Origin of the sequence: Pseudoalteromonas sp. Z1A2 (assembly GCF_011378755.1) — a bacterium.
GTDB classification, from domain to species: Bacteria; Pseudomonadota; Gammaproteobacteria; order Enterobacterales; family Alteromonadaceae; genus Pseudoalteromonas; species Pseudoalteromonas distincta.
In genome coordinates, this window is record NZ_WTKX01000003.1 from 105,224 (window position 1) to 120,501 (window position 15,278).

Genomic DNA, 15,278 nt, shown 5'->3' on the forward strand with positions numbered 1-15,278 from the left:
TATTATTTAATAAAGTTATCTCTGAGTAACGACACTACTTCGTTAGTACGACCATTTAGTACTGCTTTAAGGCCAAATAAAGCCGTAGAGGCTACCTGCCCTGCTTCTATTTTAGGCGGCATGACTAACTCCATTCTATTTACTTTTACTTCTAATAAAGCCGGTCCTTTTGCATCTAGCCATGCGCGCATCGTTGAAGGCAGTTCATCAGGGTCTGATACTTGCCAACTGTGCAAGCCAATTTGCTGTGCTAATAGAGCAAAATTAGGGTTCGAGAGACCTGTGTAACTATCAAGTAAGCCTTCTACCCTTTGCTCCATTTCTACAAAGCCGAGTGAGTCATTGTTAAAAATTAAAATTTTAACTGCTATTTTCTCTTGCACTAAGGTAAGTAAATCTCCCAATAACATGGTGATCCCGCCATCGCCACACATCGCTATTACTTGCCTATCAGGATATGCATTTGCAATTCCTAATGCCTGAGGATACGCATTTGCCATAGTACCATGCAATAAACTGGCTAAAAAACGGCGCTCTCCTGTAGCCTTTAAATGCCTTAATAACCAAACCATTGGACTTCCTCCATCGGCGGTAAAAATAGCATTATCAGTGGCCTGTTCACTGAGTAGCTGCGCCAGGTACTGCGGGTGAATAAGGTCAGAGTCGTGTTTTGCCTTTTTATTGTAGCCCTGAGTGTCTTTTTTCCACTGCTCAAGCGATTCATTCAAATGTCTATTATCTGATTTTTGTTCAAGTAGTGGGGTTAACGCAGCTAAAGTATCTTTAACATCGCCCACTAAACCAAGTTCGATAGGCGAACGGCGCCCTAAATGGTTAGCCTCTTTATTGATTTGCACAATACGGGCTTTTTCAGGATAAAATTGGGTATAGGCAAAGTCAGAACCTAAGCAAATTAACAAATCGCAATCGCTCATTGCTTGCACTCCTGCAAGATTTCCTAAAATCCCTGTCATACCAATGTTAAAAGGGTTATTAGGCTCTACAAATTCTTTTGCTCGCGAACTATGAGCTATCGGAGCGTTTAACTTTTTTGCCAAAGTAATAAGTTGATCATGCGCCTTTCGGGCGCCAATACCTGCGTAAATGGTAATGCGCTTTGCATCGAGAATCATACCAGCAAGCTTTTTGAGTTCGTCGTCACTTGGACGAATAACCGGTTGAGGCTGGTGAACCGACCAAGGCAAATCATCATCTATTTTCTCCTTAAATACATCGCCATTAACTACAACCACCGCCACCCCCTTGTGTGCCAATGCCGCTTGAGCAGCCTGGGTTACGATACGCCGAGCTTGATCTGGGTGGCTAATACGCTTACAAAATACAGAGCACTGCTCGTAAATTTTGGTTTGGTCCAACTCTTGTGGAAAATCCATTCCTTCCTCCGCCCTATCAATGTTGGAGGCTATTAAAACAACAGGGGCACCATTACGGTGGCTTTCAAAAATACCATTTACAAAATGTAAGCTGCCAGGTCCACATGTTCCAGCACAAACAGCAAGCTGCTCTGTCATATAAGCTTCTGCACCGGCGGCAAAGCCACCTACTTCTTCATGACGTACATTGACCCACTTTAAATCGGTGTGCCTAATCGCATCAGTAAAATGATTTATTGTGTCGCCAACAATACCATAACAACGTTTTGCTCCCGCTTGTACGAGAGTGTCTGCTATAACGTGTGAAACTGTTGTACTCATTAGTAATGTCCTCTTTTATGTGCTAATAACGTTGTTCCCATTGCATCGGTTAAATTTTTAATTGGCTTAAATGTATCTTTAGAAGCAGCTTCCCACCAATCGCAATACGCTGTATCGCCAGGGGTATCAAGCAAACTGTTAGGAGGTAAAAATGGATGGACTTCCATAATTGACTTAGATTGTGCTGCATCTATGCGCGTTATAATTTGATGGGGATCTAACTCACTAGGATGAACGCCACCGCAGGAGCCCACAATTTCACCTAATGCAGCTAACGTTTTAGAATGAAACAGCGCTGCTCTTTGTGATTGTATTTCTATATCTAACGAGCGTTGGCGCTGTGGATCTTGGGTGGTGATCCCCGTAGGGCACGTCCCTTTGTCACAACGCTTAGCTTGCACACAACCAATGGAAAACATAAACGCACGCGCGGCATTACACCAATCAGCGCCTAAAGCAATATGCTTAGCCATGCCCATACCATTATAAATTTTACCACTGGCACCGAGCTTTATATGCTTCCTTAACCCCGTACCCACTAACATATTTTGCATCATTACTAAACCATCCTCTAAAGGCATACCAACCCAATCCGACAATTCATTAGGTGCAGCGCCCGTACCGCCTTCTGCGCCATCGACCACAATAAAATCAGGGTAAATTTCAGTGCTAAGCATAGCTTTACCCAACGCCATAACCTCGTGGGGCATACCAACGCACAGCTTTAACCCTACTGGCTTACCGCCAGAAAGCTCACGCATATGTTGTGCAAATTCAAGTAATTCAACGGGTGTTGAAAAAGCAGAGTGCCCAGCGGGCGACAAACAATCTTCATGAGCGGGAACTTTACGGGTGCGGGCTATTTCTTCAGTTACCTTAGAGCCTGGTAACAAGCCACCATGGCCTGGTTTAGCACCTTGACTGAGTTTTATTTCAGTCATTTTTACTTGTTTACTTTGTGCAGTATCAGCAAACTGCTTTGGATCAAAATTGCCGTGCTCGTCGCGACAACCAAAGTAGCCAGTGCCTAACTCCCATACAATGTCGCCACCATGCTTTTTATGATACTCACTAAGCCCTCCTTCCCCGGTATCATGATAAAAGTCACCTATTTTAGCGCCTTTATTTAATGCCTCAACTGCTCTACCCGATAATGCGCCGAAGCTCATTGCCGATATATTTAATAAGGATGCTTCATAAGGTTGGCTAGATTGCTCATTACCAATAGTTACCCTTGGCTTAGTATCTGGCTGAGATTTAGGTGCCATAGAGTGGCAAACCCACGTATAACCATCTTCTTTTACGTTGCGTTCTGTACCTAAAGGCCGCGTATCACTTTTACCTTGCGAGCGAGCATAAATAAGATTACGCGCTTCAAAACTGTAAGGTGTACCTTCTAAATCATCCTCCACAATGTATTGGCGTAAAAATGGTCGTAAGTCGTAAAATATGTGCCTTATCCATGCTATTACCGGATAATTTCTAAGCAACGTGCTACTAGTTTGCAACCTGTCTTTAATGCCTAGTGCCACAAAAAAACCAGCAATAATGATGACGAATATTGAGAGGTAATTATAAGGATTTAAAAACAGAACTAGCACTAACACAATCAATGCACTGATCGGTAAAAAAGCGCGCATTAATAAATGAAAAAAAGAAGCCATTTGTTTCATTATCGTATTTCCCTTTCTTTTGAGTGAGCAAAAGCAAGGTGAAAGCATATACTAACCCAAGCTCGAGCAATTAATAATCTACTCTAGGGACACACTATAATAAGCAAACTGAACAAAAACTGATGAAAGAGACTAAAAAAGGAACAAACAAAAATGGGCTACGCTCAATCAACTAATAGCAATTGCATTAAATAAGTGATCTATTATAGCGCTAAGAAAATAGCACAATAACAAGGCAAAATTGTGATGTATAAAGTCAAAATTTGATGATCATATACAAAGCTCCTAGAGTTTTTCGATATAGTTGTGTTGACCAAGACATAAACGTTATCAGAGGAGCTTAGTATAAAACTATATGGTGGGGTGGAGTTGACTTGCATTCAAATAATAGTGTAATTCCTATCATTAATGAACAGGGTGAAACGCTTAACTGCAATCGTTTAAATAATGACATCTCTGTCATTTTATCTTTTTAGCCCCTTATAAATACAAGCTAGCAGGACTTGTTGTTGAATCAACATTTAATTTGTATTGGTTAGTTGATGCATTAATAGCTGCAAAGTTTAAACTTCACTTAGCGAATCCAGCTGCAACCCAGCAATACTCTGGTTAAAAATATACCAACGAGCATAGTGATGCACGCCGGTTAGCTGAAATGCTAAGTCTAGATATACTCTCTGGAGGCTATATTTATCCCCGAGAACTCAGGGCTGTTCGAGATTTAATGCACAAACAAATGGACATTGTTCAACAGTCCACTAAAAACTTATTATCGGTGTAAAGTTGTTATATGCGTCATCTTGGTTATAAGCTCGGTAGCAACAAAATGACCGTACCAGAAATGCTTGATATGCCATTTTACCACCCAGTAATTGAAGAAGGGTTACGTACCGCCCTTCGCGACTTAAACGCCAAACTTAAATTTGGCCCAGACATTGTAAATTCATGTATGGAATGTGGTCCAGGCGCATAACCTATTTGCCACACATACAAACTTGCTAAGCAAAAGCCAAAACTAACGTTTTGGCTTTTTTTTATAATTTTTTTAAGCTAACCTCTCAAAAAAAAATTTAGCTGTTACACTTAATTGATAATTCAATTAAAAAGATGGAATAGCTATGCCCAATAATAAATTTAGACTAGTCACTCGCAGCGATTTTGATGGCTTAGTTTGTGCCGTATTGCTCAAAGACTTAGACCTAATTGACGATATTTTATTTGTTCATCCAAAAGACATGCAAGATGGCAAAATAGACATTACCGAAAACGACATTACGACCAACCTCCCCTACGTTGCAGGCTGTCATATAGCATTCGATCATCACCTTAGCGAAACCGTTCGCAACTCAAGCGACATAAAAAACCATATTATTGACCCAAAAGCCCCATCAGCAGCTCGCGTAGTTTATGACTATTATGGCGGCGCTGAAAAACTTCCAAATATTTCTGTTGAAATGATGGACGCGGTAGACAAAGGCGATGCTGCTCAGTTTTCAAAAGACGAAATATTAAACCCAACCGATTGGGTATTAATGAACTTTATTATGGATGCGCGAACTGGACTTGGCCGTTTTCGCGAGTTTAAAATTTCAAATTACCAATTAATGATGCAACTGATTGATGCGTGTAAAGATCAGAGCATCGAAGAAATCCTACAAATGGAAGACGTAGCCGAACGTGTTGCTTTATATAACGAGCATAACGAAAAAGCCAAAGAGCAAATTTCTCAATGCGCTACCGTTCATAAAAACTTAGTAGTCCTTGATTTAACTCAAGAAGAAACAATTTACGCCACAAACCGATTTGTTATTTATGCCATGTACCCCGACTGCAATATCTCGATTCATAAAATGTGGGGCCTTAAAAAGCAAAATGTGGTGTATGCCATAGGTAAATCAATAACTAACCGCAGTTCAAACACCAATGTTGGCGAACTGTGCCTTAAATACGGCGGCGGCGGCCATTTAAATGCAGGTACTTGCCAAGTAGAAACAAGTAAAGCTGAAGCTGTACTTAGCGAATTGATTGATAAAATTACAAGTGATGGTTAGTTGTAAGCTGTTATCTACCTAGCAGCGAAATATAGTGTATTAGTATTGACTATAGCCTCAGTTGAGTTTGGGTTGAACCAAAGTTAGGATCCTGAATTCATTCCGGGTGTGGGTAAAATTATTGATCATACTTTCAACCATAAGTTGATTTATGTTTTCATGCAGCGCGATAGATTACGTGGCGAAAAGTAGCCTAGCAAAGCACGTTATTATCACCAATAGTGTTAGTATTGAGTGCCGACTAGCCACTGTTAAAAATAATTTTTTAACAGTGGCTAGTATGTGTACCTAGTGTTTGGCGAGCAAGGTAGAAGGGCATAGTTAGTATGATTTAACGTCGAAGAAAAATGTATCCGATACGCAAAGTGACTGCTAAAAGCTCTGCTGGGATAGTTCGGGCGATGATTGCATCTTAAGATACTACCGTCATCATTTCCTCACGATCATAGTAGGTAATACCAGTAAATTCTGTGACCATGGCTGGTAGCAAACAAACTAAAAAACTGCCCCCCCCCCCTCGCCAAATAAAACCCATATTAAAAACTTAAGGTAAGTAAAAACTTTAACGGATCCCTATCGCAGCAAAGCAAATTGCTGGCGCTCAACGAGACCTTAACTTTCGGCCAAGAAAATGTTTGGGATATAAAAACTCAGCAGTGGTGTTCGATAAATTACCTAGTGCGACTTAATTTACTAAGTGGGGCACTTCGAGTTAATTGGCGTCATGCTGCAGATTAAAACCTTAGCAGGAAAGCTCCTCAAGCCTCGAAGCAACAGTATTTTATGGGTAGGCATCGCTTTTTGACTCATCGAAAAATAACAACACGGGATCCTTTAATCGGTATTCATTCTTCTAATGCATAAGCGTTAGCATAAAAAGTATTATAACTTCCTTCTTAACAACTTAATCGATTAAGTTAAGCCTTCATTCAACAGGTGCCGCGTGAGAATTAATACATTATTTTTTCGTTAAGATTTAAATGAATGATGATAACTTTCAAGCATAAAAACTTATTTTTTTAATATTAATATTCACTTTTAAATTCCTACCTCTAAGTTACTTACAAAAAAGCCAGTAAACACTAACACTATAGAGCCCATATATAATACGCAACCTTAATTCAAGATGAATTAAGGTTGTCATTTGAAAGTTCCTATATGCAATAGTATTTTATATTTATATTTTCGATTGTTTTTGATTGTTAAATCGGTGAACCATTACAAAAAAACAAACTTAATCGTTTAAGTTTTTAAAAGAGTGGTATATAGTAAAAAAGCTAACATCATGTAGCGCGGGCATTATTACGCCCGAATTTCCTGGCTAATTCCAGAAGACAACCTTTGTCCGAATCGATTTCGCTATAAAAGTCACATATATTCAAGTGAATACAACTGGTTTTCACTCAAAATAATTGATTTAGACTAGGATAACAGGGGTCTTATTAGGCTGAGGCCATCCTTTTACGGGAAACAATTTTTAATTTAGTGAGAAGATATTGATGAATAGTAAAATAGGTAAATCGACAATCCCAATTCTGTGTTCATTTCTGGGCTTAACAACGGCAGCTGTTGCAGAACCTTATCTACAGCCGGGTCCCGAGCCGACATTTCACACCCAAGAGGCATTTGCACCTGAGAGTAATTTCACTGCGAAGTGGACGCGGGCTGATGCACGCCAAATCAAGCGAATGTCTGATCCGACGGCTGGTTCACGTCAGAATTCGATGCCTGAAGAATACACTATGCCTGACATCCCGCAGAACTTCCCTGACATGTCGAACGAACAGGTCTGGGTATGGGACTCTTGGCCTCTGACTGACGAGGATGCTAATCAGTACAGTGTCAATGGACAGGAAATCATTTTTTCTTTAGTAGCCGACCGTAGCCTTGGCTTTGATGACCGCCACGTTTACGCAAAGATCGGCTACTTCTATCGGCCGGCTGGGATTTCCGCTGACCAACGCCCCGAAAATGGTGGTTGGACCTATGGTGGTCTCGTGTTCGATGAAGGTGTCACCGGTGAAATTTTCGAAGACCAGTCTTACAGCCACCAGACCCAGTGGTCAGGCTCGGCGCGTATTTTTCCGGGTGGCGAAATAAAGTTATTTTTCACAGATGTTGCCTTCTACCGTGATCAAGACGGTGGACCGGACATCAAGCCTTACGACTCTCGGCTCGCGCTAAGCGTAGGCCATGTGCATGCTAATAAACACGGCGTGAGATTCACCGGTTTCAACAAGGTTACGTCGCTACTCGAGGCTGACGGCACTTACTACCAAAATGCTGAGCAAAACCCTTACTATAACTTCCGCGACCCGTTTACTTTCGAAGATCCGGCTCATCCAGGTGAGACCTATATGGTATTTGAGGGCAACTCGGCCATGGACCGGACAACTGCACAGTGTGATGCGGACGACCTTGGCTACCGGGACGGCGACCCTTATGCAGAAACCGTAACCCAAGTGAATGCATCGGGTGCGCCCTTTCAGATCGGTAACGTCGGTCTGGCAAGGGCTACGAACGACGACCTAACCGAGTGGGAATTTCTGCCGCCTATTCTATCTGCAAACTGTGTCACCGATCAGACTGAACGACCGCAGATCTACCAACAAGATGGCAAGTACTACCTTTTCACTATTAGCCACAGCACCACATACGCAACAGGTATTACTGGCCCCGAGGGCGTATATGGTTTCGTAGGCAACGGTATTCGCAGCGATTACCAGCCGATGAACCAGGGATCCGGACTGGTGCTGGGTAACCCAACGAACCTCAACTACTGGCCGGGTAGTCCGTTTGCGCCAGACTATAATCAGCATCCAGGTCAATTCCAGTCGTACTCGCACTACGTGATGCCTGGGGGCTTGATCCAATCGTTCATCGACACGATCGGCACTCAAGAAAATTTTCGTCGCGGTGGGACGCTTGCACCTACAGTCAGGATAGAAATCAACGGCGACTCGTCAGAGGTTGATTATTCCTATAGCGTAAATGGTTATGGGCTAGGTGGTTGGGCCGATATCCCTGCAAACCTTAATGTGAATTCGGGTGGACAGATCAAGCCTCTAAAGAAATAGCTTTAGTAAATTAATCTATACAGCCATTATCGGTGGGAAGAGGAGATGGCGATGTACCGGCGTATCCTCTTCTCCCTTGTTTGTAAATGGCAAATAAAGGTATGCTCGACTTATTCGACAGTCTCTCGAACTGTCGCTCTGTTTTTTTGTTTTACAGCAGTGATTTCTGAAGCACTGCATTTCCTTATTTTACAAGTTTTTCGTACTGCCCAATATCATCTATCATGCTCAATGAGTACCTTTGCGCAATTACATTGCTTTGTAATCGGTGCTCCAATAAGGGGAATTATGAACCACAATCTTATTTTAATATTTGCAAGTCGCTGGTATATGACAATTTGCGTGTTGGTCGTGTTGTTCTGCTCAGGAATGTCGCTGGCCGTCGAATTAGGTTCTGAAGCAGCGTTTAGCTCTTCACCGTTGCCTCTGTTGACAGAAGAATCATCTAAATACAAGCGCCCAGCTAATTGGGCTAGATATCGGCCCGCGGTGCACCTAACCCCCGCCAAACACTGGATGAACGATCCCCAGCGTCCAATTCTGATTGACGGTATCTGGCACTACTATTACCTCTACAATGCCGATTATCCCATAGGAAACGGTACTGAGTGGTACCACGCGACCTCGGTTGATCTTGTGCACTGGCAAGATCACGGTGTGGCAATCGACAAATACAAGAACGGCCTCGGCGACATTGAAACCGGTAGCGCAGTAATTGACATCGATAACACTGCAGGCTTCGGCCCTGGCGCTGTAATCGCCATCATGACTCAACAACACGAGGGTGTACAGCGCCAGTCGCTCTTTGTCTCGACTGACGGCGGCTATCGATTTAAGGCGTACCACGACAATCCTGTCATGGACAACCCTGGATCCGAGCATTGGCGTGATCCTAAGATCATCTGGGACGACACGCGCAATGAATGGCTGATGGTGCTGGCTGAGGGTCATAAGATCGGCTTTTACACGTCGCCCGATTTGAAGCATTGGAAGTATCAGTCTGGGTTCGAGCGCGACGACCTTGGGATTCTGGAATGTCCCGACCTATTCCAAATGTCGGTCAACGGTGACAGTGCAACTACACGATGGGTGCTGGCAACTGGCGCGAACGGCTTTAAAAAAGGAATGACCACGGGAACCCTGTACTGGACCGGAGTATGGGACGGAAAAAATTTCACCGTGGATAGCGATGAACCTCAATGGCTAGACTTCGGCGCCGACTTTTATGCCGCAGTGACATGGGAAGACCCTCGCCACAATGACGCCGAACGCCTTGCTTCTCGCTATGCCATTGGTTGGCTCAATAACTGGGCCTACGCCACCAAACTCCCAACCGATGAGTGGCACGGGGGGGCCAACTCGATCGTACGGCGCATCATGCTACGGTCTGTAGACGGTAAGCCGCAGCTTGTCTCGCAGCCCATCAATGCGATCGACAAACTTGAGGGTAATACAGTAGCTCGATCCAATATTCGGGTGACGGAAGCGTCGAAGATGGCACTTCCTCACCCTCAATCCGATGCCTACCGACTCCGGGTTAAGATTGACGCTGACTCAGATGCTAAAGAGATCCGCTTCCGTCTTAAGGAAGGCAATGGGCACTTTTCTGTCGTTGGATACAACTTTGCGAATGACACTGTTTTTGTCAAACGCGATAAGGATGCTATAGCCAATGCGATGCCCAAAGTTTACCGCGAGGTTCGAAAGTCCCCCGTACAAGCGCGCGATGGCTTTGTCATGCTGGATATCATTGTAGATACAACATCCATTGAGGTCTTTGTAAATAACGGCGAAGTTGTACTTTCAAACCTTGTATTCGGCGCTCCCGGTGCAAATGACCTATCGGTCGAGTCAATTGGAGGAAATACGGAACTGAGTTTATTTGAGCTAACCCCTCTCAAGGTTGCCCCGGTCACTCGCAGTAAAGGTAATGCGGGCTTGGGCCCTACTCCGTGAAATTTAGCCTAGATTGTATTTTAAGATGTTGCTGGTTATTGTGTGATTCATAGGTATCGTTTCAATATACTATCTCTCTATGAACAAAGAAACTCAACAGCTATTAAAGTGGATTGAGCTTTAAGAAAAAACAATGTTGTGGGTCTAGTTTGACGTCGTTGGTATATCTAGACCTACTCTTCAAATTGCTACCAGCGATACATAGAAAACAGCATAGACGTACTCACAGACCCCAAGCACTAATATTTATTATCAAATAGAAAATGGGTGCTAGAAGCTCCAAAATCAGCTTCTACACGAGCATAACTTCCATCCATCACTTGACTCAATTCATAAAGTCCTGACCAAATACGAAGTAAAGCCAATAGTTTTTCAGCAAAAGAAAAATACTTCATTCGATAATAAAGGCCTATTCCTAGTGACTAAATTCAGATGGATACATGTAAAGTCGCGCCTGAATTTATCAGTACACTACCATTGATGATTGCTCTAGATATCGCGTGTTAGACGCCTTTAAACGTAGAACGGCAAACAATACACTTACCTTTGTCGATAAAGTGATAGAAGAAATGCCATTTCCAACACGACGGTACAAACTGATCGCGCAATGGAGTTTTTTGCTGAGAAGGTACTGCTCAAATTGATGGAGCATAACATTAAATTTCGTCCCAACAAATCAGGCTCTCCTCACTTAAATGGTAAAGTTAAGAGGCCACAAAGAATCGACAAAGAAGAGTTTTATTCGACCGTTAATTTGGATTTTGGAGATCTCAAAAGTTAAACTTTACCTGAATGACGGCATTACTACACTACAATCAGCAGCACGCTTACGGCTCATTTAGAGGTAAAACACCACGGGTATTGAATGTGAACGCCTTGAACTACATCACTTTGAAGAACGTTCAAGCTAACTACGAAACGCCTAAAAATAGTTAAGAAATCAATTAAACTATATAATATTAAGCCTGAGAAATTAATGCATCATTAGTTAAGCTGATTTTTAGAAATCTTTATCATTTATATTTTATAAAAAATCAGGAGTGATGTAGCGGTCAATTAATTTCAAATTTGATGAGGTTTCTACTTTCTACTTAACTTTATTGGCTAACTTTAAAAAACCTTTCGGCTTTTTTTACACTTTATTCTTAACTGGGCTATTCGTAATAAATCTATGCTAGTTGATATCAGTGAAACAATGGCTAGGTACAATTATAAGAGTTGAGTGTAATCCACTATTTAATAAACTCATCACGCTACATATGTGCTACTCAAGCATAACTCATTAAATTTAATTGGTAGCCCCTGCAAACACCAAATTAACACCTCAAACACCTGATAACAAAGAAATTAATAAAACCAACAATCAGTCGATGTAACTACAAGTGTAACTAAAACTTTTTGTCACCACTTTGCTAATATCATTTACAGCTCACATTAGAAATGGAATTATTGAGCAACCAATAAAAAAGGATAATTATTCATGGAACGAATTAAATTAATATTTAAGATAGCCGCCTACTCATCATTTCTGATATTGGTCATTTGGTACTCATCAGGCAGCATCCTAAAAAGTTACGACCTGGCACAAAACGGGAAAGTAACCACAGCTAGAGTAATAGCATATCAATACAGTGAATCAAGCGGACGCAAAGGCCGTACTAATAGGCACTATGACCACCTCATTGCTTTTAATGGACATAAAGGGCTAATAGACTTCGGTGAAGAAGTAAAGGTTGGCACCCAGCTATACATCGTTTTTAGCGAAACCAACCCCACAAACTTTGTAGCTGGCAAAAGCAAGCTTTCTGTATTCGAATATCTTAAACAAGAGCATGGTGTAGTTGGGTTAATTGTCGGAGCGTTTATAGTCGCGTTCTTACCTTTGGAGATATTCGCTTTAACTAGGCAATTCCTATACCCACCGTATAAAGCTAAGCCTACACAGGCCGAAATCAAGCTAGAACAAATTGAAATTAATAATTCTCGCGAAAGACTGAAAAAACCGTTAAAAAGATCATTATCAATTGGCCTAGCCTCATTTGTTTTATTCATCATTATAGGAGACCAAGAAAGTGGGTATATTGACCTTACAATCAAATCACTCCCTTTCTCTGTCGCAATATTTGTAATCGCATACACAGCGATGTATAAGCCAAAGAAGTGATGATGCTATCAAATTGCATAATATCCATACATCAGTAAACTACCTCTTAAATATCACTCAATATCATCGAGGCTGACTTATGAGCTATTCAATTATGCAAGCGGGACAAAGCACTAAGAACAAAGCGACAGGATCATTAAAAACCCTGTCAGATTTAGAGCAAAATCGTGAAATGACAAATAATAATTTAGATCAGCAGCAAAAAAGTGCTCAACTTAGTGGCGCGGGTTCAGGCGCAATGATTGGAACGCAAATAATGCCAGGCTGGGGAACTGCTATTGGGGCTGTGGTTGGCTTTGCAGCTGGCTCACTTTAAAGCTGCGCATTAAATCTTAAATTGACGTAGTTATCACCCAGCTTAAACAACAAATAGCCTAGGGGATCATGTGGTTAATAATTTATGAGTGCGCATTTTATTAGTGCGCACTTAAGCTCTATTCCTCACCAAAAGGACAAATCGTTTATTTACTACGTCATTTGTTCCGAATTAAATAACTACCAAATAAAAAACAACTACTTAAAATTTTAATTGTTCCGCCATTTGTTCCGCACTGTTCACCCTGTCACACGCTTTGAACAAGCGATAAAAACCATTCAAACCAAAGCATTTCAAAACTCATTAACCCTTGGCTTTATCCTACTAGCACCGTAATTTTTAGCCTGAGTAGCTTTATAGCCCTTCCCACGCGCTTTAGCTAAATAAGATATACGGTAAATAGCCTCTTGCTGTGACTCCAAGCAATCGCGCTTCATGATGTAATAACAATTTTTTGGTACATAAGCCGAACCGTTAAGCTCGCCCCATATCTGTAAAACCTTCTTTGTTATGCTGTTTGGATAGTTAACTTTTGAGGCATCTAGCATAAGCGCATAGTGGTAATGTTGACGCTTTGCCCTCTCAAGCTCTCTACACCACACAAAACCAATACGACTAACCCCATATTGAGCCTTAACCCATTTAAACAGCCTACGGTTAAATACAGTGATGATTTTGTTATCTGGCGTGTACGACTCCATACGCAAATCAAAACGAATTAACATTACACGGCTATGGTTACTCAACATGGCCTCAATTTGGTCTAGCATAGCTCGCATAGGCTTAACCATTAACCCGCTTTTTCCAGCGTTTACCCACCAGCCTTTTTCACCGTGGACAAAAATGTGTTCATACCCTTTATCATTGTTATTTATGGTTAGTTGGTTAGTCATTCATGAGCCGTAGATATTATTAAATACCCAGTTAATTGTTAGTAGCTACTATCCATAGCTATAACGCCTCTACTGAGTCGCATCTTCAAAAATAGCCATTTTTCGAGGGTAAAAAACCGACTTTGAATGTTCATATTGTTTCACCAACAAAAAGTCATAAACGATAAAGCACACAGCGATAGTATTCGCTTACATAAAAATACTGGTGCATAGGTTTTTTAGGCTATTTTCTTAGGTGGGTTTCCCTTGGCCACAATCACTACCAAGGGATAATTCAAAGTTGATTTAATATGCTGGTGGCGCATATTTCTATTAAGCGGCCTGCTCATCTGAACGAGTAGACATTTTGCCTAATTCTTTTATAGCATCCTCAAGCAGACCATCCACCAGCCAAATTACATTACTCAGATGACTTCCAAGCAATCCGCCAAACCCCTCACTATTACGCAAAGCGTCCAGCACCGTTTTAGCCTGAATTAAAAGCTGCTCAAATTTCAATTGTTCTCTAGGGATTTCACCAAAATACATATCAACGCTATCCGTCAATACTCCCCCTATGCGCTCACTAACAGTCCAGAGTAAGTTTGCTAATGTGGTCTCTGTCATAGACTTGTAGTTATCATTAGCGGTAATAAACACTGTTAGGCTATGTACCTGGCTTACCGCCCCATCAAGATAGTCAAAATTGTCTGCCGAAATGCTAGCATCATATTTCATATTGTTTGTAGTCATCGTCCTGTTCCTTTTAATTAAATTTTTAATAGCCGGTAATGGCAATACTTTAGTAATTACTTATGACAAACGATTAAAAGGCGCCAACAACTCCGCCTCCTGCTCCTTGCTTAATACTCCTGCTTTTCGCCTTGCCCGGCTCGCGTTAATCTCTTTCAAAATTGCCGCTGCTATTTCTGGTGATGAAAAGCTATATCTAAGATGAGTACCTATACCGTCTGGGTTCTCATCATTCACTCGCGTTAACTCAAAACCGTGCAAGCGCTCTAACTGCGTAAAGTAGTTCCTGCCACTGGATAGTCCAACGTTACGCAAAATATCGTTTTCTGTAGCACCTGCAGGGTGCTGTAAAATATAAATAAATGCTCGCTCTTTCTTTGGCTGCGTTCTCGGCTTTTTTGGGCTATTATCATTGGCTGCTGAATTGGCTTGAGTGGCGGCTTTTTTGCCGCTGCTCCCTTTCATTAGGCCGCCTCCTCGTCATGCTCCACACAAGGTAGGCTTTCCATCCAAGCCTTAATCTCGCTTTCAAGCCAACCCACTGAACGAGCGCCTAAGTCCCGTCTAGCAGGAAATAACCCCATTTTTTCCTTACGCCAAATTGTAGGGCGGCTCATACCAGTAATTTTTACTACTTCGCGTTGCTTTAAAATTCTATCAATCATCTCGCTTCACCTTGTAAATTATTGCAAAAAATGAAC

At 41.8% G+C, this 15,278-nt stretch carries 11 protein-coding genes and 2 pseudogenes; 7 read left to right on the plus strand and 6 right to left on the minus strand.

The genetic code is table 11. The features are described 5' to 3' along the window. Nucleotides 1–2: 2 nt before the first annotated feature. Nucleotides 3–1,715, minus strand: a complete 1,713-nt coding sequence (locus tag GQR47_RS03410; RefSeq protein WP_165723556.1) for a thiamine pyrophosphate-dependent enzyme — start codon at nucleotides 1,713–1,715, stop codon at nucleotides 3–5. Then, a complete protein-coding gene (locus GQR47_RS03415; protein ID WP_024595777.1) occupies nucleotides 1,715–3,388 on the minus strand; it encodes an FMN-binding glutamate synthase family protein in 1,674 nt (557 codons plus the stop codon). The genes GQR47_RS03410 and GQR47_RS03415 overlap by 1 nt, the downstream gene beginning before the upstream one ends. Nucleotides 3,389–4,208: 820 nt before the next feature. Between GQR47_RS03415 and GQR47_RS03420 the strand changes: the two are divergent. From GQR47_RS03420 to GQR47_RS20360, 7 genes and pseudogenes are all read left to right on the plus strand, one after another. Next, a pseudogene (locus GQR47_RS03420) lies at nucleotides 4,209–4,361 on the plus strand (dihydrolipoyl dehydrogenase); the annotation flags it as partial. Nucleotides 4,362–4,506: 145 nt separating this feature from the next. Next, the gene (locus GQR47_RS03425; protein WP_165723557.1) at nucleotides 4,507–5,439 is read left to right on the plus strand and encodes an exopolyphosphatase; all 933 of its coding nucleotides are present in this window, start codon (nucleotides 4,507–4,509) and stop codon (nucleotides 5,437–5,439) included. 1,499 nt (nucleotides 5,440–6,938) lie between these two features. Beyond that, the gene (locus tag GQR47_RS03430) at nucleotides 6,939–8,516 is read left to right on the plus strand and encodes a glycoside hydrolase family 68 protein (RefSeq protein WP_002961343.1); all 1,578 of its coding nucleotides are present in this window, start codon (nucleotides 6,939–6,941) and stop codon (nucleotides 8,514–8,516) included. 288 nt (nucleotides 8,517–8,804) lie between these two features. Next, entirely contained in the window at nucleotides 8,805–10,472 is a 1,668-nt protein-coding gene (locus GQR47_RS03435; RefSeq protein ID WP_240915856.1) for a glycoside hydrolase family 32 protein, read from the plus strand. Between the two features lie 274 nt (nucleotides 10,473–10,746). Continuing rightward, nucleotides 10,747–11,229, plus strand: a pseudogene (locus tag GQR47_RS20425) (DDE-type integrase/transposase/recombinase); the annotation flags it as partial. A gap of 723 nt (nucleotides 11,230–11,952) precedes the next feature. Then, entirely contained in the window at nucleotides 11,953–12,636 is a 684-nt protein-coding gene (locus tag GQR47_RS03445; RefSeq protein WP_165723559.1) for a hypothetical protein, read from the plus strand. 79 nt (nucleotides 12,637–12,715) lie between these two features. Further along, nucleotides 12,716–12,952, plus strand: coding sequence for a hypothetical protein (locus tag GQR47_RS20360; RefSeq protein WP_206015966.1), 237 nt, complete (start codon nucleotides 12,716–12,718; stop codon nucleotides 12,950–12,952). Between the two features lie 293 nt (nucleotides 12,953–13,245). Here the strand turns inward: GQR47_RS20360 and GQR47_RS03455 are convergent, their stop codons facing one another. The 4 genes from GQR47_RS03455 to GQR47_RS03470 all read right to left on the minus strand — a co-directional run bounded on the left by GQR47_RS03455 (nucleotide 13,246) and on the right by GQR47_RS03470 (nucleotide 15,242). Beyond that, nucleotides 13,246–13,845 (minus strand): inovirus-type Gp2 protein, encoded by a 600-nt coding sequence (locus tag GQR47_RS03455; RefSeq protein ID WP_206015968.1) that lies wholly within the window; start codon nucleotides 13,843–13,845, stop codon nucleotides 13,246–13,248. A gap of 312 nt (nucleotides 13,846–14,157) precedes the next feature. Further along, nucleotides 14,158–14,577, minus strand: coding sequence for a hypothetical protein (locus GQR47_RS03460; RefSeq protein WP_165723560.1), 420 nt, complete (start codon nucleotides 14,575–14,577; stop codon nucleotides 14,158–14,160). Between the two features lie 60 nt (nucleotides 14,578–14,637). Then, nucleotides 14,638–15,042 (minus strand): hypothetical protein, encoded by a 405-nt coding sequence (locus GQR47_RS03465; protein ID WP_165723561.1) that lies wholly within the window; start codon nucleotides 15,040–15,042, stop codon nucleotides 14,638–14,640. Beyond that, entirely contained in the window at nucleotides 15,042–15,242 is a 201-nt protein-coding gene (locus GQR47_RS03470; RefSeq protein WP_138611398.1) for an AlpA family transcriptional regulator, read from the minus strand. Before GQR47_RS03470 ends, GQR47_RS03465 begins: the two co-directional genes overlap by 1 nt. Between the last annotated feature and the right edge of the window lie 36 nt (nucleotides 15,243–15,278).

What these genes read in the sequence shown, in the direction of transcription:
- GQR47_RS03455 (WP_206015968.1), bottom strand. Translation starts at nt 13,845, where the DNA reads ATGACTAACCAACTAACCATAAATAACAATGATAAAGGGTATGAACAC.
- GQR47_RS03410 (WP_165723556.1), bottom strand. Translation starts at nt 1,715, where the DNA reads ATGAGTACAACAGTTTCACACGTTATAGCAGACACTCTCGTACAAGCG.
- GQR47_RS03435 (WP_240915856.1), top strand. Translation starts at nt 8,805, where the DNA reads ATGAACCACAATCTTATTTTAATATTTGCAAGTCGCTGGTATATGACA.
- GQR47_RS03465 (WP_165723561.1), bottom strand. Translation starts at nt 15,042, where the DNA reads ATGAAAGGGAGCAGCGGCAAAAAAGCCGCCACTCAAGCCAATTCAGCA.
- GQR47_RS03430 (WP_002961343.1), top strand. Translation starts at nt 6,939, where the DNA reads ATGAATAGTAAAATAGGTAAATCGACAATCCCAATTCTGTGTTCATTT.
- GQR47_RS03470 (WP_138611398.1), bottom strand. Translation starts at nt 15,242, where the DNA reads ATGATTGATAGAATTTTAAAGCAACGCGAAGTAGTAAAAATTACTGGT.
- GQR47_RS03415 (WP_024595777.1), bottom strand. Translation starts at nt 3,388, where the DNA reads ATGAAACAAATGGCTTCTTTTTTTCATTTATTAATGCGCGCTTTTTTA.
- GQR47_RS03460 (WP_165723560.1), bottom strand. Translation starts at nt 14,577, where the DNA reads ATGACTACAAACAATATGAAATATGATGCTAGCATTTCGGCAGACAAT.
- GQR47_RS03445 (WP_165723559.1), top strand. Translation starts at nt 11,953, where the DNA reads ATGGAACGAATTAAATTAATATTTAAGATAGCCGCCTACTCATCATTT.
- GQR47_RS03425 (WP_165723557.1), top strand. Translation starts at nt 4,507, where the DNA reads ATGCCCAATAATAAATTTAGACTAGTCACTCGCAGCGATTTTGATGGC.
- GQR47_RS20360 (WP_206015966.1), top strand. Translation starts at nt 12,716, where the DNA reads ATGAGCTATTCAATTATGCAAGCGGGACAAAGCACTAAGAACAAAGCG.